We start from the raw sequence: 16,577 nt of genomic DNA, 5'->3' as shown, positions 1-16,577 counted from the left end.
AAAGACATAGCGAGCTAGCAAATACTGGGCCTCTGTTGCCAGTCGGGTCTGCCTGAGCCGAGGCGAATAGGTAACCGCTCCGACTTCGATGACACGATTGGCTCGGTCAATCCGCATGAGGGAAAAGGTCCCCAGAGCCTTGCCCGTCACCTTGTCCAAAATAGCATAGCAAAAGCGTCCCTGAGCTGTCATGAGCTCATCCAGCAAATCTTCCCACTCTGCTTGGTTTGCCACAGGTCCCTTGAACAAATACGTCCACATGTCTGCAGGTGAGTCCGGTCCGTAAACCTCGTACAAATCTGCGCTGTGTTTTTTCGATAGGCGCTCAATGACAGCGTAGCGCCCTTCAATTCTTTCAATGTTGGGAAATTTTCCTGCTGTGAAATCAGGAAGAGTTTCTCCGACTGCTTGTCCATATTCATTTACTCTCATAAGAACCTCAACTTATCTGAAATAACGATTTGCATCATCATAAGTAAAGCTTGCCTGCTGAATCCGATGAAAATCATGAGCAGCGATTTCTTGTGCCAATTCGATTACTTGCTGATAGATCGTCCGTACTGGTCCAGAACCAAGACTAAGCCGCTTGACACCGAGCGCCTGCAAATCCGAAATGCTGCCAGATGCTGGATTTAAGATGATATTAACTGGAATGCTCAAAGACTCCGTCAATCTTTGAATGGCTGCCTGCGGGACGGGACCTGGAACAAAGAAGCAGTCTGCTCCTGCCTTTTCGTAAGCGAACCCTCTTTCTAAAGCCACTTTTAATCTGGTATCCTCATCAAACAACTGATTCCAATAGACACAGGTGCGGGCATTAATGACAAAATCAAGTCCCGTCTCTTTTTTCAGCTCCATCAGGGCCTGGATTTTTGCTTGTTGAAGCTCGATGGGAGATAAACTCTTATCCGAACAGCCGTCTTCCAGATTAAAACCAACCGCCCCTGCTTCAAGCAAACGAAGGGCATTGGCCTTTACCCCTTCAGGCGTTTCGGCATAGCCTCTTTCAAAATCCACCGACAAAGGAAGAGAAATCCTCTTGGTGATCTTTGAAACCATAAAAACCAAGTCATCCAAGGAGATGTCTTCTCCATCAGGATAGCCCATATCATAGGCAATCCCAGCGCTTGACGTAGCGACTGCCAGATGGCCCTCTTTTTCAAAAACCACTGCGGAGCCAACATTCCAGATATTGGGAAGGACGAACAGCTCCTTGCTCCTATGCAGTTCTTGAAATTTTTGAGCCAGTTTTCTTTGCTTTCTTAAAAACATAGTTGCTCCTTTACAGTATATCCTGCCCAACGGCTTTTTCGACATTGTCCCGGATTCGCTGCCGGCCCAGACCGCTGCTGCCTCTGTGGGTCGGAATCAGGGTGATAGCAGGCAGCTCCTGCTTGTCGTAGTAGGCCAGGGTTTCCGGGATCTGAGCTGCTATGTCCTCGGTCAGATAGATGATGCCAAAGCGGTCTCGTGCCAGCTGGCGCAGCGCCTTAACCGCTTCTTGGCTCTGGCTGACCGGAAAAGTCTGAAAACCAATCAGTTTAAAAGGCAAAATGGCATCGCGGCTGCCGACAACCGCAATCTGATAGCTAGTCTTGTCCATAAATCGGCCGCATCCTTTCCTTGATTGCTGAGAGCGGCAGCTGATTGTCCAGTCCAGTCAAAATCAGCCGCAGATTTTTCACCTCCAGCTCCCGGCCCAGCAGATAGCGGGCCAGAGGCAGGGGGCCGTCTGTCTCAAACTGAGCAGCAGCCAGCAGCTTGACCTGCAGCAGGTCCGCCAGATATTCCAGCTCAACCGCTGTCAGGCTTTGGGTCCGCATTTTCTCCTCATAGAGCCGCAGATCCACATCATAGTCCAAGGGATTGACCTGACTGAACCAAGAGAGAAAATCTCCCCGCTCGGCCAGCGCAATCCACTCCGCAGCCGTCAGGTTCCCTTCATCGGACAGGAGCTGCTTCATAAAGCTGTGAGGCTTGTGCAGATCCACAGCCCGCTTGGCCGTCACGGCATTGTAGCAATCAATGCTCACATCCACCCAAGTCTTGAGAGCCGCATTGTCCAAAGACCGGCCCAAACGCTTGAGATGCTTGAAATAGGCTAAATCCATGCCGATTTCCAGCACGCGCAAATCCTGATAATCCTCATACTCCTGCCAAGTAGCCAGCACTTCCTCCAGCATCCAGTCCGGACAGTGCTCCGCCGAAAAAGCTGCTGTCAAATGCTCCAAAATTTCCAGAGAATAGGGGCCAGCCGGCAGCAGCAGATGCTCCAGCGATAGATCTGTGGCCTTCTGCTTGAGCAGGACCTTGAGATTGTGATAAGTATAGCGGAGAGTAAAGAGAGAGGGCAGCTGGGCATCCGGGCTGATGTCAAAGGCCCAGGCATACTCGGCCATGAGCTGCCGCATCAGCACCTGCTCAATGGCATTGAGATTGCTGAGTGCATCTGTATCCAGCGCATAGACTGTCCCCTGCAGCAGCTGAGAGCGGCTGGCTGCATCTGCCGTCTGCAGCAGCTCTTCATACTGCTGGGGAGTCAGAAAGGAAGCCTCCCGCACGCTGATGGCTGTGTTGACCTGTGAGTAAGTTTTTCCGTCCATGGCCGCCCTCCTACTCTGCAGCATCCCTGAAAATCGCCTGCGCCAGCCGGCAGCTTTCTTCCTGTCTGACAGCATCCAGCAAATCCCTGTAGAGATAGCTGTCATCTATCCGGCCTCTGGACAGGACAAATCCTGCCTGACCGGCCCGGCTGGTCTCAGCTACTTCCAGCTGCGGCCAGCTGTCTCTGAGCTCCTGCACTTGGGCTGAACTGAGCTTTTCATAGGTCAGAGAGCCGAATTCCAAGACCATAGGCTCTCGTGAATACTTTTTCAGAACACTGCCGATAAAAGCCAGCTCCTGCCGGTCAGACCAAGCTGCCATCTTTTGGTAGGCTTCCTCAAAGAGCTCTCCCAGCACCCGCTGCTTAATCGCCAAGCTTGACTGGCGTTTTTGATTTTCCAGCTGCTGCAAGTCCCGCTGGCTGCGGCGCCTGATGTCCTTTAGACGGGCTGTGCGCTGCTGCAGTTTTTCCTGCTCCAGACGGGCTTCCTGTTTTTTGCTATCCTGCGCCAGCCTTGCCTTGCTTTCTGAAAGGAGCAGCCGTCCCTTTTCATGGGCCTGCTCCAGAACTGCGGCTTTGAGCTGTGATAGGTCAGACATACACGCCTCCTTATTTTACATTCAAGACCATAATAAAGGATACGACAAAGGCAAGGATGGCATATGTTTCCACCATAGCTGCCAGAATCACGCCCTTCATCACCTCTTCTGGACGCTTGGCCAAAATCTGGATACCGGCAGTCGCGACACGCCCTTGGTGTTTGGCCGAATAATAGCCCACAACCGCTACCGGCAGAGCGGCTAAAAAGTAAGCCACACCGGACTGCAAAGCCAGCTCAGGCTTGATATTAAAGAAAATAGTAATCCCAATAACGAAGCCATAGAGTCCTTGCGTCCCCGGCAAAAGCTGTAAAATCAAGGCCTGAGCAAATTTCTCAGGCTGCTCCTTGAGCAGAGCGGCTGCTGCCTGACCGGTCGTGCCCACTCCCAGCGCCGATCCCATGCCGCTGAGAAAGACAGCCAAAGCCACGCCCAGCCCTGCGAAAAAAGCGCCGCCGTAAGTTCCAAAATATGATGCTAAATGTTCCATGATTAACTCCTATTTATCCTTGGGCAGACTGGCTGCTTCTGCCAAAGCTGCTCAAATTTCTTTTTTGTCTTTTACATATTTTTCAGCCGGCTTCAGCGGTCTGAAAGGCTTGCCGCCGCCGTCATAGAATTTCCCAAAAAACTCTACAAAAATCAAGCGCGCTCCGTGTACATAGCCCGACAGGAAAGACAGAAACATGTTGATCAGATGCAGGGCAATGAAGAGAAACAAGCCAATCGTAAAGCGGGCTAAAGGAGGAAAGAGACTGACAATCAGATTAAAGGCCGAGCCGATACTGGCACCGGACAAGCCCAGAGCCATGAGGCGGGTGAAGCTGACCAAATCTCCAACATAGCCGCTGACATTATAAAGGTTAAAAAGACCAGCAGCCAGACCGGAAAAGCTTTTAGCGCTGACCAGAGAGACGGCCAAAATGCCCAGAGCATTGAGGAGAGCCAGCCACTGACCCACCGGCCCCAAAAGAGGCAGAGACGGCAACACCCGGCCAAGCACCAAGAGCAGCAGGCCAAGGAGAATCAGCACCCAAGCAAAACCGCTGGTGTATGCCTCGGCATAATCGCGGACGCGCAAATTTTTCAAGCCGCTGAGATAAAGGCCGGCTACCACCGTGATAAAACCGAAAAGGACAGAAAGGACCAAAATCGTCATGGCATCCGAGCTGGTGCGGATCAATGCAAAAGGCAGCTCAAAACCCAGAAAAGAGCCATAAACGACGCCCCAGATGATAACCGCAAAGCTGAGCAGACGAAAGAAACGGAGGTTTTTAGCCAGTCCCGGCTTGACAGAGAAAAATCTCAGGGCAAGGCAGGTCCCCAGCAACAGCAGGAGACCGTAGCCGATATCTGCCACCATCATCCCAAAGAAAACAAAGTAGAATAGAGCTACGATAGGAGTTGGATCCTTCTCCCCGTACTTGGGCAGAGCATACATCTCAGTCACCAGTTCAAAGGGCTCAATTAGCGCAGGGTTCTTCAGCTTGGTCGGCACCTGCCCGGCTTCATCGGCTGCCGCCTCCCTGCTCTCCACCAGAATGGCCTGCCCAAACTGCCGGTTGAGACAGTCCTGAAGTTCTGCCAGCTGCTCGCTTTCCACCCAAGCCTCAAGTGCCACTAAATTCTGCGTACCGGCCAGAAAATCCTTGCTCTGCTGGCGCGAGGACAGATTCAGCACATAGTCCAGCTGCAGCTGCAGCTGAGCCAGCTCCTGCTTGGAAGCCGCCAATGCCGCTCTCGTCAAAGAGCACACAGTCTCCTGCTCCTCCATATCAGCCCTGAGCTGCCTGATGTGCTGACGGGGCAGCTCACTGCCTTCATAGTCAAAGGGTTTAAAATCAGCCTGAGCCAGAACGCTCTGTACTTCCTCTAAAGATCCAGCCCTGTAGAAAATAAGCAGCCCCTGCTCGGTAGCGCTGCTGAAAACGACCTCGACCTGCAGATCCGGATGCAGCTGCAGACTGGTCCGCAGAGCATCATTGTCTTTGCTGGGAATGGTGCCCACCAAGCCCTTGAGATGGCTGAAGGCCGCCAAATCCTGCGGGGTCGCTTCCAGCGGCTCCCACTTTTCAAGCCGGACCAGCTCGGCTTGATCCGCTTTTATCCGCTCTTCGGCCTGAGCCAGCTTGCGCAGTTCCTGGTCAATCCTGCTCAAAAGCAGGGCTTCATCTCGGGCCTGCCCTTGCTGCTCCAGCTGCTCAAAAGACAGCTCCAGCGGCTTTTCTTTCAGAGACTGCAGCAGCTTCTTTTTGGGCAGATAAGACTCTAAGCGCTCAATCATCTTTTCCAGCTTTTCCTGACGCTTGAGCAGCTCCTGCTGGGCTGCCGGCATCGTCAGACCGCTGACCGTCTGATTGCCCAAGGCCGTCTGCCAGTCCTCTTGCTCCCGCAAGTCATGAATCTGCACAGACTGCAGGCCTTGCAGGTAAAAGAGCAGGTCATCCAGCAGCTCCTTCGGCAGCAGGAGAGACAGCTGGAGCATGTGACTAATGGCCATACTCATCTACCACCTTATCTATGATGGACTGGACCAGAGCCGCCTTCTTGTCGTTCAGAGCAGCCTCCACTGCGGCTTCATTCTGCCGAACAGTGATGAGCACATCCTGCCTGAGGGCGGCTAACTGCTTCTGGCTGCTTTCTTCTAATTCCGCTGCCAGCCGCTGAGTCTCCTGATCATAAGCCTGCCCCATCTGACTGATCTGCTCATCAGCCTGCCGGCGCAGCTGCTCTATATCTGTCTCATAGCCAGCCAGCACCTTATCTGCAGCTGCTTCTATTTCCTGCATTTTTTCGAGAGTCTGATTCGCCATGTTCTCACCTCTTGACACCAAACTGCGGCTGCTCGGATAAAGGTCAGGGCAGGGCCTCTTTCAAGGCAAATCCAGCTGCCAAACACCTGCTCTTTGGAAAACCCCTTTCCTTTGAGCGGCAGCTCCTCACCCTGTCTTTTTTTCGATCTGCACAGTTTGAAATCAGTTTATACTTGTGTAAATTATAACATATTTCTAAACAATCCGTCATGGTCTGTTCACAGTTTTAACTGTTCTTTTGACAGTTTGCCTGTACCCCAGCCTCCAAATCGTACGAAAGCTGGGACTTCCCTCTGAGCACAATCTCCCTGCCGGGCTTCCGATAAAGCCTGCTACAAATTTATTGGCTGGTTCATTATAGAGCTCCTGCGGCGTACCGATTTGCTCGATGCGGCCGATGGTGCCTGTTCCTGCTTCATTCTTAGTCGCTGACATGATGACAATGCGGTCGGCCAAGGTCATGGCCTCGGTCTGGTCATGGGTGACATAGATGGTCGTCGCTCCGATACGGCGGTGAATTTTTGCGATTTCCGCCCGCATAGACACGCGCAGCTTGGCATCAAGGTTCGACAAGGGCTCATCCATGAGAAAGACTTTGGCATCACGGACAATGGCCCGTCCCATGGCTACCCGCTGCCGCTGACCGCCGGACAGATCAGCCGGCTTTCGATCCAGCAGTTCTTTCAGCCCAAGGATTTCCGCTGCTTCCTGAACCCGTTTGTCAATATCAGCCTTGTCATACTTGCGAAGCTTGAGGCCGAAGGCCATATTGTCGTAAACAGTCATGTGAGGATAGAGGGCATAATTTTGAAAAACCATGGCGATATCCCGATCCTTAGGAGCAATGTCATTGACAAGATTCTGATCGATATAGAGCTCCCCTTCCGTGATATCCTCCAGCCCTGCAATCATCCGCAGGGTTGTTGACTTCCCGCAGCCGGATGGCCCGACAAAAACGATAAACTCCTTATCCTTAATATCCAAATCAAAATTTTCAACGGAGTAAAAATCACTGTTGGGATATTTTTTATATAGTTTATTTAGTGTTAAGGTTGTCATGCATCTACCTCACTTCTTTTAATCCTGCAACAAAGCGTTCTGTAATTTCTTTAGGCCGCGTAATGGCGCCGCCGACAACGATACCCCTTACCCCCAAATCGTGTATCTGCTTGGCTTGACTCGGATAGTGAATCTTTCCTTCGGCGATGACATCAAAGCCTGCTTCGCACAAGCGGCGGATAAGCTCCATGTCTGGGCCGTCAACCTGGGGACTGTAGGAAGTGTAGCCTGACAGGGTCGTGCCGACAAAGTCTACACCAGCTTCGACAGCCGCAGCTGCCTCCTCATAGGTACTGATGTCTGCCATCAAAAGCTGCCGCGGATACTTCTCTTTGACCTGCCGGATAAATTCTGCGATGGTCAAGCCATCATGGCGCTCCCGCTGGGTACAGTCCAGAGCAATCACTTCGATATCCAGAGCTGCCAGCTCATCCACTTCCCGCATCGTCGCTGTGATAAAAGGCTCCTGCGGCGGATAATCACGCTTGATAATCCCGATGATGGGCAGAGAAGTTACTTCTTTGATTTCCCGAATATCGCGAACACTATTGGCCCGAATACCGACAGCACCGCCCTGCTCAGCAGCCTTGACCAAGAGAGGAATCACTCCCCCAGCTTCTGTATAAAGCGGCTCTTTCGGCAAGGCCTGACAAGAGACAATGATGCCGTCTTTAATCTTGGCTATCAGGTCGTCTTTTAGAATCTGTGACATGGACAATCTCTCCTTTTCTATTTATTCTCCGCGATTTTTATAATGTCATTATATCCAATTTTTAAAACGCTTTCAATAACTTCTGAAATTTAGATTTTAGTTTCCAAATTTGCAAAAAACAAATAAAATCCTGAAAGTAGTTTCAGGACAGCCGCTATGTTGAAAAAAAAATCAGACTCTCAAAACCAGACAGTAAAAGGGGCCAGGCCTTAGCCCAGCCCCAAAGGGAGAACGAATATTAACGGTCGGATTCAAAATCCGAAATGAAGAAAGCTCTTATTATTGCATTCCGCAGAGCCAGTTATAGACTGTATCACTGATGTGGGCATTCACAGCCTCACGCTCCTTCAGGCAGGAGAGGGTACTCCTTTTCTCCGACTAAGCCAAAGCTCCGCTCTGTGAGCCGCCAAAATAGGCAGGCGGTTTTTATCCGCAAAGTCCAGACCAAGCATGAGCTCGGCCAGGCTGTACACATCCAGATAGACAGCTTTGAAAAAAAGATAGTCTGGTCCATCCAGCACCCCGCGAATAATACGGCCTTTCACAGTATTGCCACGGACCGACCTGTCACCGTCCAGCGAGTGGCCTGACTGCCTGCGAACATCCATCGATACACGCCCCAGCCTGCTGCCGTCTAGCCCAGCATATCGGCCCAGTCCCAGCCCTGCCCCATCTAGCATGGAAATGAAACAGCACCGGAACGTTCTCCGCCGACTTAGGAACGACGAGCTTGGCATAGAGCTGTTCGCCATTTCCAGACTTGAAGATGAGCTCCTAGCAAGCCGCATCAGCAATCTGAAAATCCTTTTCCGCAACGGATAATCCTAAGATCCCTCTGCTCCCGCTACATGCTTATCCCAAAAGGTATCAAAATCGTCAGGCATTTCATCTCTTTCTCGGTAGTGTCGCATTTCTTTAAGCAAAGTAGGGTTTTCAGGTCTCTTCCTCCCAACGATTCTTGAAACCTCTTTCATCATATCATAGAAGGAAGATTTTTTCAATAGGTTAATATATAAAATTATCTTTTTCTAAAATTTAACGAACTGACTAGAAAGCCAGATGAAGCAGGAGCAGGAAATAGAAGAGACTGAGACCTATATTCAGCCCCGCACCGTTCAGATAGGGCCGGCCAATCCGCAGCTTTTCAACAATGAGGAGAGCCATGGGGCTGCCAAAGAGCGGCGTCAGCAGACCAAAATAGACCGGCAGGGCTGTCTGTCCGGTAAAAATCAGACAGGAATAAAGCAGCCAGCCCAAAGCCGTCAGCCCCACCGCTGTCCGCCAAGTGATATCCAGCACAAAAACTGCTTCATTGATGAGCCGGCTGTCCACCTCCGAGCAGGGGCCGCCAGCACTGCGCTCATAAGCCGATTTGCTGATAATGCCCACGTAGTAAAAGGCTGCATGGGCCAGCGGCGACAGGGCAAAAGCAAGACCCAGAATCCCGACAGCCAGCCAGGACCAAAAGCCCTCATGAGCCAGCCGAAAGAGACCATAGAGCGAAGCCAGCATGAGGGGAATGGAAAAATGAGCGATTAATGCCCCAAAGCGCAGCCGCTTGACAGAGCCCGGCAGCATGAGCAGGGCCATATCCTGATTGCCAATCTGACTGCCAGCCACAAAGGAGCCGTAGCGTTCTCGATCTACCTCAAAGCCCACCAGCAGAATATCCCCCAGCAGCCAACAAAGACCACTCAGCAAGCCTGCCCACAAAGATAAGAAAATCACATTGCTCTCCTTGCTCTCCTTTTTTCATTCTCCTCCTATCTTAGCATAAAGTCCCTGTCAATCACAAGTAGCTGGACGGCTTACAGCTTTTGTCCTAAAGGACAAAACTGCATCCACTGCTCTAGGACTCAACTGCGTGCACAGCACTTGTTTCGTTAAGAGCACAGCACTCACGTCACTAGGTTCCTCAGCATCAAGGTCTCTAAGCTCGGCTTCGACCAAAGGTCTTGCCTTGCTGAGTGTTTCTTCAAGGTGTACAGCTTTTGTCCTAAAGGACAAAACTGCATCCACTGCTCTAGGACTCAACTGCGTGCACAGCACTTGTTTCGTTAAGAGCATAGCGCTCACGTCGCTGCGTTCCTCAGCATCAAGGTCTCTAAGCTCGGCTTCGACCAAAGGTCTTGCCTTGCTGAGTGTTTCTTCAAGGTGTACAGCTTTTGTCCTGACGGACAAAACTGCATCCACTGCTCTAGGACTCAACTGCGTGCGCAGCACTTGTTTCGTTAAGAGCAGTAGAAAATCCCCCTGCCATATGGCAGGGGGATGACCGACAAACTGTCTTATTGCTAATTCAGGAGTCTGGCTGCTTATTTGCGGCGTCCTGGGCGTTCCTTGTAGCCATAGTAGGCATCTTCGATGATTTCCTGCATGTGGTCCACCATCGGCAGGCGTGGGTTGGCTGGGGAACATTGGTCTTCATAGGCAAGGAAGGCCAATTCACGGGAATGTTCTTTCCATTCTTTCTCATCGATGCCTTGTGCCTTGAAGTTCATCTCGATACCGACGCGTTCACCCAAGTCGTAGACTGCCTTAGCATAGGATTCAACCGCTTCTTCTGGAGTAGAAGCCGGCAGCCCCAGCATACGGGCGATGTCTTGGTATTTCTCATCCGCACGGTAGTAGTTGTACTTAGGCCAGGTTGCCGTCTTAGACGGACGGGTTCCGTTGTAGCGGATGACATACGGCAGCAAGATAGCATTGGTACGGCCATGGATGGTGTGGAACTGTGCACCGATCTTATGGGCCATAGAGTGGGAAATGCCCAAGAAGGCATTGGCAAAGGCCATACCGGCAATCGTAGAAGCATTGTGCATCTTCTCGCGAGAGTGGAAATCCGCATTCTTGACAGAACTTTCCAGATTTTCAAAGACCAGCTTAATTGCCTGCAGAGCCAGACCGTCTGTATAATCGCTGGCCATCTGAGACACATAAGCTTCTGTCGCGTGGGTCAGCACGTCCATACCGGTATCGGCTGCGACAAATCCCGGAACAGTCAGGACCAAAGCCGGGTCTACAATGGCTACTGTCGGAGTCAGAGAGTAGTCGGCGATTGGGTACTTGCGGTTATTAGCCTTGTCAGAAATCACGGCAAACGGTGTCACTTCTGAACCTGTACCGGAAGTGGTCGGAATGGCAATAAACTTCGTATGCTTGCCCAGCAGCGGGAACTTGAAGGCCCGCTTGCGGATATCCATGAATTTCTGAACCAAGTCATGGAAGTCCACTTCAGGCTGCTCGTAGAAGAGCCACATCACCTTGGCTGCATCCATAGGAGAGCCGCCGCCCAGAGCGATGATGGTATCTGGCTTAAAGGCCCGCATAAGCTCCGTACCCCGATTGACCGTCGTAATATCTGGATCCGGCTCCACATCCGCAAAGATTTGATAGGTCACCTTGTTGCGGCGCAGATCTAACTGCTCAATGACACGGTCCAAGAAGCCCAGCTCCACCATGGCGTGGTCAGTGACAATCATGACGCGTTCCACATCCCGGCATTTTTGCAAATACTGGATAGAGTCGCGCTCGAAGTATGTTTTTGAAGGGAGTTTCATCCATTGCATATTATTTCTACGTCTTCCTACTTTTTTGATGTTCAAGAGATTGACAGCACTGACATTGTCACCGACTGAATTGCGTCCGTAAGAGCCGCAGCCCAGAGTCAGTGACGGCAGAAAGGCATTGTAAACATCACCGATACCGCCAAAAGTAGAAGGAGAATTGCAGATCACACGAATGGCTTTGACAGCTTTCCCAAATTCTTTGGTCAATGCTTCGTCTGCTGTATGGATGGCAGCTGAGTGGCCCAGACCGTGGAATTCGACCATCTGACGGGCTTTTTCGACACCGTCTTCACGGTTTTCAGACTTGAGCACAGCGATGACCGGTGACAGTTTTTCACGCGTCAGCGGCTCTTTCTCGCCCACTTCCTTACACTCTGCCGCTAGAATGTTGGTATCTTCTGGCACGGTAAAGCCGGCCTGCTCCGCAATCCAGACAGCTGATTTTCCGACAATATTCGGATTGAGCTTGGCACCGGCACAGTTTTTGCTGTTGGCTTTAGCACCGAAGCAGAACTCTTCCAGCAGGGCTTTTTCTTTCTTATTGACAAAGTAGGTGTGGTAGGATTTGAATTCTTCGACAAACTCATCGTAAACTTCCTTATCGATGATAACCGCCTGCTCAGAGGCACAGACCATCCCATTGTCAAAGGACTTGGACATGACAATGTCGTGAGCCGCCTGACGGATATTGGCTGATTTTTCGACATAGGCCGGCACATTTCCTGCACCGACGCCCAGAGCCGGCTTGCCGCAGGAGTAAGCGGCCTTCACCATAGCATTTCCGCCAGTCGCAAGAATCGTCGCAATGCCTTCGTGGTTCATGAGGGCAGAAGTCGCTTCCATAGAGGGCTCTGTAATCCACTGCACACAGTTTTCAGGCGCACCTGCCGCAACAGCTGCATCGCGGACAATCTGAGCCGCATGAGCAGAGGATTCCTGAGCAGATGGATGGAAGGCAAAGATGATTGGATTGCGCGTTTTGAGAGCAATCAAAGATTTAAAAATCGCTGTCGATGTCGGGTTGGTTGTTGGTGTGATTCCGCAGACAACGCCGACCGGCTCTGCAATCAAGGTCAGACCCGTCACGTCGTCTTCAGAAATAACGCCGACGGTTTTGGTGTGGCGCATATTGTTGACCACATGCTCGCAGGCAAAGAGATTTTTGGTCGCCTTATCTTCAAAGACCCCGCGGCCCGTTTCCTCATAAGCGTGCAGGGCCAGCTCGCCGTGGGCATCCAGAGCTGCTACAGAAGCCTTGGCTACGATGTAGTCTACCTGCTCCTGATCCAGCTTTCTCATTTCTTCCAGTGCTGTCAGACCTTTTTGCACCAATTCATCGACATGCTTTTGCGCTGCCAAAGCCTTGTCTTCTTGTTCTACAGTTTTCTTCTTTTCAGCCATTCTGTTCCTCCAAAGGTTTTGCTTAAGGTTAGGCGAAGAAACCCAGCCTTTGTTAAATATTTCACAATTTCATTATAACCTATTCTTTTTCTTTTGTAAACACTTTCAGCTAACATTCACAAACTTTTTTGTTTTTATTTGTGAATGTTTTAACAAAACCCTGATTCTACAGACTATTCTTGGAATCTTTGTGAAAAAATATTTTGACTTTTTGATATTTCACATACTTTTGCTTTCATGTGAGATGTGTAAGCGCTTTCTTTTGTTTCCTTTAAAAACCCGGACGAGCCGGGCTGGTATTTATGGTTTTACATTGCCAGAGTTAGCCTGGTCTATGGCCTGCTTGAGAGTATTGGCATAGAGGAGGCCCCCTTCGGCCATGGAGTCAGCATCTGAGCCATAGTGGACGGCATCCGTTCCAGCCCAAATCTGCGGATTGTCCAGGGCGGTCTGATACCAGTCGGCCACATAGACATAATCATACTTCTTGGCCAGTTCCAGCTCATAATGGCGGACCTTGACCGGCAGGCTGTTTTCATCCCCGGCGCTGCGGCCGTCATAAGGCGTGATTAGGATGAGCTGATGCCCCTTAGGCAGGGCTTCTACATACTGGTTGAGCAGATCTTCATAGTTGTCTACCGGATTGGTCCCCAAAGCCAGCACTGCCTGCTTTAACAGCACGCGATTGGCAATATCATTTTGGAAGACTTCCAGGCCGGAAGCCAGCGTCCGGCTGACCAGAGCATCCAGCTGCACTCCCGGAATCACCTGCTCCAGATACTCTCTGGAGCGCAGCGTGACCGAATCACCAATCAGGGTAACGCCTTCTGTCACATTGTACTCAGTCGCTTTGGACTGATCGACCTGACTGCGGGTGGTCTGCATTTTGCTGTCAGCCTGATTGAGCGCATTGACAATCAAGCTCTCATCAAAGGCCCCGACGGTCGGAGCTGTTGCGGCTATGAAAAGCATAAAGAAAGACAGAGGAATCATGCTGCAAAAAACGGGCTTGGTGATAGCAGACAGGTCCATCTGAATCCCCATAATAACCGGCTGACGGCCCGCCAGGGTCGGCTCCAAAATATAGAAAGACAGGGCTGCCAGACTCAGAGAGAGAACGGTTGTCAGCAGGACCGCCAGACCATTGCTCATCAGCTGGGTAAAGATGATATAGAAAGGCCAGTGAAAGAGATAGACACCATAGCTGGTATCTGCGATGACAGTGACAAAGCCCGGCTCTGGCACCTTGGGCAGCTTATCATGCAGCATCCTGCTGGCCACAATCATGACACAGGCCAAAAGGGTCGAAGCCAAAAAGCCAAAGAGATAGGTCCAGAGACTGTCAAATTTCAGGAACAAACTGAGCAGCAAGAGAAGGGCGACACTGCCGCCTAAGGCTGCCAGCGCCTGCTTCAGGCTGACCTTGGCCTCCCATTTTTTAAAGGAATTCCCCACATGGCCCACTCCGGACAGGGTCGCTAGGACAGTCCCTGCAAAGAAAGGAAAGACATGAGTCAGTGTAGAAAAGTAAATATCTGAGTAATTTTTAGTCGTCAAAGCCCCAGCAAACATAGATACGAAACTGATCAGAAAGAGACCGGCCGACACCAGCGAAATCAGGCCGCGATACTGAGCCGTTGACTTACTCATCTTGCTCAGTCCCCAAGCAGCCAGTCCCCAGAGGATATAGTAGTGCATTTCCAGCGCCAAGCTCCAAGTATGAATCAGCAGGTGCTGCACAAACTGGCTTTCATAGCTTCCGCCTGACAGCATTTCATAAAAATTGGTCACAAAGCCAAAGGCGGCCGCAATCTGCGTCCCAATTCCAGCCACAAAATCCTTGCGAATCAGAAGGGTAAACGGCATGATGACCAGCACCATAAAGACCAAAGGCGGTACAATACGGTAGAAGCGCCTTCTGAGAAAGCCCCGGATGTCAATCTTCTTTTTATTGGCAAATTCATCAATGAGCAGAGAAGTAATCAAAAAGCCAGAAAAAGCAAAGAAAATGTCCACGCCGATAAAACCGCCAGGAAAAACACTCTGGAAGTAATGATACAGCAGAACCAACATCAGCCCTGTAATTCTGACCAGGGAAAACCATTTAATGCGCATTTTGATAAATTCCTTGTTTAAACGTTCCTTCATAGACGACATTGCCTTCTGTCGTCAGCTTCCCTTGACCGTCCGCCTGACCGTCGCTGAAGTCCCCTTCATATTTCCAGCCGGACTGCGAAGTAAAGGTCCCCTTGCCTTCAAAGACACCATTGCGAAAATTGCCGCTGTAGCTGTCTCCGTTTTTAAAAGTGACGGTGCCCTGACCGTTCATTTTCCCGCGGACCAAGGTGCCGTCATACTTGATATTGCCCTGATCCAGCGTCAGCACTCCCTTTCCGGGAATCCCTGAGGTAAAGACCAGGATGGCAGACAGGACGATGACCGTCACTGCCAGCAGCTCCAGATTAGGACGGGTCAGATAAACCTTGTATTTATCGTAAAATTCTTTTACTCTATCCATTTTTCTATCCATTTAAGCGTTCCAGCCACTGCCTGCAGCCCGCCAGAACCAATTCATACGTTTCATCAAAATCTCCTGTGTACCAAGGATCTGGCACACCAGATTCGCCAAATTGGCAGATTTTATCCTGATATTCAGCCGGGGCCATTCGTTTCAGATCGCGGATATTGGCCTCATCCATACCGATAATGCAGTCAAAATCCGCAAAATCCCGAGCCGAAATCTGCTGAGAGGTCTTGCCCCTGTCATATGCAATGCCATATTTCCTAAAAATCGCCTGCGTTCCCTGATGGATGGGGTTCCCGTGCTCCCAGTCAGAGGTCGCCCGGCTTTCAATCTTCAGGCTGTCTGTCAGACTCTTCATGACAAACTCAGCCATGGGACTGCGGCAGATATTGCCCAGACATACAAATACAATTTTCTTCATAAAACTACCTCCTATCTATTATAACAGAATAATGACAAAAACTGCCCCTCAATCGTTTACAGATTGCTGCCTGCCGTAGAAAATTCATGCCAGAGATGCTTCCCGAGTCTGAGGACAAGCAAAAAACCACCTTAACGGCGGCTTTCTGTAGGGAGATTATTTTTTAAAAAAGAAAAAGTTTTAGGAGTGTCGTTAATTTCTTAACTGTTTATAGTATAATATCCATAGCTTAAAGAAACCTTAAACCAACTCAGGTTTTTGACTCTTTTTCTAATTTTTATTTTAAGGGCGCTCAATTTCCAGCCGAGGCCACTTCTCCTGCCAGTTTTTCTTGCTGAGACGCGCAGTATAGAGTTCTTTGCGTTCTGGATTTTCCAAAAAATGCGGCGTTGGCCGCACCTGAAAGTTTAAGATATCCTCCAGACCGTAGGGCGCAAACAGCTGCAGCTCCCCATTTGTCCGCAGACGCAGACCGACAGCTGTGCAGCGCTCAGGGTATTTGCTCATAGCATCTCTTGCATCCCTGTAAGGTACCGTTCCGGGACTATGAACATGCATATAGACCTGATTTTTGACTTCCCATTTATACTGGGGAAACTGTTCTTTCACCCCTTCTTCAATGTTCATCGTCTCTTCATATGAGACTGCCGGATCAAAGAAAATCACATCCACATCTGTGTCCGCATCAAAAGCCGGCCGATTGGACAAAGCATTCCAGATGAAGTTGCGCACGAATCCGGCTGCCAGCCAACAGTCCTGCAAACCGAGCCCCGCTATGATCTGCAAGATGGTCATCATGTCCCGGTCTGCAGCCAAAAGCCGCAGAATACTGTCTCTGTCCATCGGTTCAGTCCTCTGCTGCGTCATACTTGGT

At 50.6% G+C, this 16,577-nt stretch carries 17 protein-coding genes and 3 pseudogenes; all 20 read right to left on the bottom strand.

From position 1 onward, the window contains the following. Nucleotides 1-432, bottom strand: a 432-nt coding sequence (locus STRDD11_RS12435; protein ID WP_164828498.1) for a GNAT family N-acetyltransferase, incomplete at its 3' end; no start/stop codon positions are given. Nucleotides 433-444: 12 nt separating this feature from the next. Further along, entirely contained in the window at nucleotides 445-1,272 is an 828-nt protein-coding gene (locus STRDD11_RS12430) for an isocitrate lyase/PEP mutase family protein (protein ID WP_128837568.1), read from the bottom strand. A gap of 10 nt (nucleotides 1,273-1,282) precedes the next feature. Next, nucleotides 1,283-1,603 carry a V-type ATP synthase subunit F gene (locus STRDD11_RS12425; RefSeq protein WP_128837567.1) on the bottom strand — a complete coding sequence of 107 codons (321 nt, stop codon included), beginning with the start codon at nucleotides 1,601-1,603 and terminating at the stop codon, nucleotides 1,283-1,285. Continuing rightward, nucleotides 1,590-2,603, bottom strand: a complete 1,014-nt coding sequence (locus STRDD11_RS12420; protein ID WP_128837566.1) for a V-type ATPase subunit — start codon at nucleotides 2,601-2,603, stop codon at nucleotides 1,590-1,592. The genes STRDD11_RS12425 and STRDD11_RS12420 overlap by 14 nt, the downstream gene beginning before the upstream one ends. Before the next feature lie 10 nt (nucleotides 2,604-2,613). Further along, entirely contained in the window at nucleotides 2,614-3,204 is a 591-nt protein-coding gene (locus STRDD11_RS12415; protein ID WP_128837565.1) for a hypothetical protein, read from the bottom strand. A gap of 10 nt (nucleotides 3,205-3,214) precedes the next feature. Continuing rightward, nucleotides 3,215-3,694: a V-type ATP synthase subunit K gene (locus STRDD11_RS12410; RefSeq protein WP_128837564.1), complete on the bottom strand. Its 480-nt coding sequence runs from the start codon at nucleotides 3,692-3,694 to the stop codon at nucleotides 3,215-3,217. A 51-nt stretch (nucleotides 3,695-3,745) separates the two neighbouring features. Continuing rightward, nucleotides 3,746-5,704, bottom strand: a complete 1,959-nt coding sequence (locus STRDD11_RS12405; protein WP_128837563.1) for a V-type ATP synthase subunit I — start codon at nucleotides 5,702-5,704, stop codon at nucleotides 3,746-3,748. Then, complete coding sequence (locus STRDD11_RS12400; RefSeq protein ID WP_128837562.1) at nucleotides 5,694-6,017, bottom strand: hypothetical protein; 324 nt, start codon at nucleotides 6,015-6,017, stop codon at nucleotides 5,694-5,696. The genes STRDD11_RS12405 and STRDD11_RS12400 overlap by 11 nt, the downstream gene beginning before the upstream one ends. Nucleotides 6,018-6,326: 309 nt before the next feature. Beyond that, a pseudogene (locus STRDD11_RS12395) lies at nucleotides 6,327-7,076 on the bottom strand (ATP-binding cassette domain-containing protein); the annotation flags it as partial. Between the two features lie 4 nt (nucleotides 7,077-7,080). Further along, nucleotides 7,081-7,788 carry an N-acetylmannosamine-6-phosphate 2-epimerase gene (locus tag STRDD11_RS12390; protein WP_128837561.1) on the bottom strand — a complete coding sequence of 236 codons (708 nt, stop codon included), beginning with the start codon at nucleotides 7,786-7,788 and terminating at the stop codon, nucleotides 7,081-7,083. Nucleotides 7,789-8,135: 347 nt separating this feature from the next. After that, entirely contained in the window at nucleotides 8,136-8,468 is a 333-nt protein-coding gene (locus STRDD11_RS14810; RefSeq protein WP_241209459.1) for an acetylxylan esterase, read from the bottom strand. A gap of 144 nt (nucleotides 8,469-8,612) precedes the next feature. Further along, entirely contained in the window at nucleotides 8,613-8,672 is a 60-nt protein-coding gene (locus STRDD11_RS14805; protein ID WP_241209463.1) for a hypothetical protein, read from the bottom strand. 163 nt (nucleotides 8,673-8,835) lie between these two features. After that, nucleotides 8,836-9,516, bottom strand: coding sequence for a DUF6796 family protein (locus STRDD11_RS12380; protein ID WP_128837560.1), 681 nt, complete (start codon nucleotides 9,514-9,516; stop codon nucleotides 8,836-8,838). A gap of 141 nt (nucleotides 9,517-9,657) precedes the next feature. After that, a pseudogene (locus tag STRDD11_RS14800) lies at nucleotides 9,658-9,807 on the bottom strand (shikimate dehydrogenase); the annotation flags it as partial. Between the two features lie 24 nt (nucleotides 9,808-9,831). After that, nucleotides 9,832-9,981: pseudogene (locus STRDD11_RS14795) on the bottom strand (shikimate dehydrogenase); the annotation flags it as partial. A gap of 122 nt (nucleotides 9,982-10,103) precedes the next feature. Beyond that, nucleotides 10,104-12,758: a bifunctional acetaldehyde-CoA/alcohol dehydrogenase gene (gene adhE / locus STRDD11_RS12365; RefSeq protein ID WP_128837559.1), complete on the bottom strand. Its 2,655-nt coding sequence runs from the start codon at nucleotides 12,756-12,758 to the stop codon at nucleotides 10,104-10,106. Between the two features lie 300 nt (nucleotides 12,759-13,058). Beyond that, nucleotides 13,059-14,873 carry an acyltransferase family protein gene (locus STRDD11_RS12360; RefSeq protein ID WP_128837618.1) on the bottom strand — a complete coding sequence of 605 codons (1,815 nt, stop codon included), beginning with the start codon at nucleotides 14,871-14,873 and terminating at the stop codon, nucleotides 13,059-13,061. Next, nucleotides 14,863-15,288 (bottom strand): MORN repeat-containing protein, encoded by a 426-nt coding sequence (locus tag STRDD11_RS12355; protein WP_206512721.1) that lies wholly within the window; start codon nucleotides 15,286-15,288, stop codon nucleotides 14,863-14,865. Before STRDD11_RS12355 ends, STRDD11_RS12360 begins: the two co-directional genes overlap by 11 nt. Then, complete coding sequence (locus STRDD11_RS12350; protein ID WP_128837557.1) at nucleotides 15,281-15,703, bottom strand: low molecular weight protein-tyrosine-phosphatase; 423 nt, start codon at nucleotides 15,701-15,703, stop codon at nucleotides 15,281-15,283. The genes STRDD11_RS12355 and STRDD11_RS12350 overlap by 8 nt, the downstream gene beginning before the upstream one ends. A 282-nt stretch (nucleotides 15,704-15,985) precedes the next feature. Next, nucleotides 15,986-16,546: a nucleotidyltransferase family protein gene (locus STRDD11_RS12345; RefSeq protein WP_128837556.1), complete on the bottom strand. Its 561-nt coding sequence runs from the start codon at nucleotides 16,544-16,546 to the stop codon at nucleotides 15,986-15,988. Between the last annotated feature and the right edge of the window lie 31 nt (nucleotides 16,547-16,577).

Source organism: Streptococcus sp. DD11 (assembly GCF_001578865.1).
In the GTDB taxonomy this organism is placed as follows: Bacteria; Bacillota; Bacilli; order Lactobacillales; family Streptococcaceae; genus Streptococcus; species Streptococcus panodentis.
This window is presented reverse-complemented; position numbering and strand designations above follow the sequence as displayed.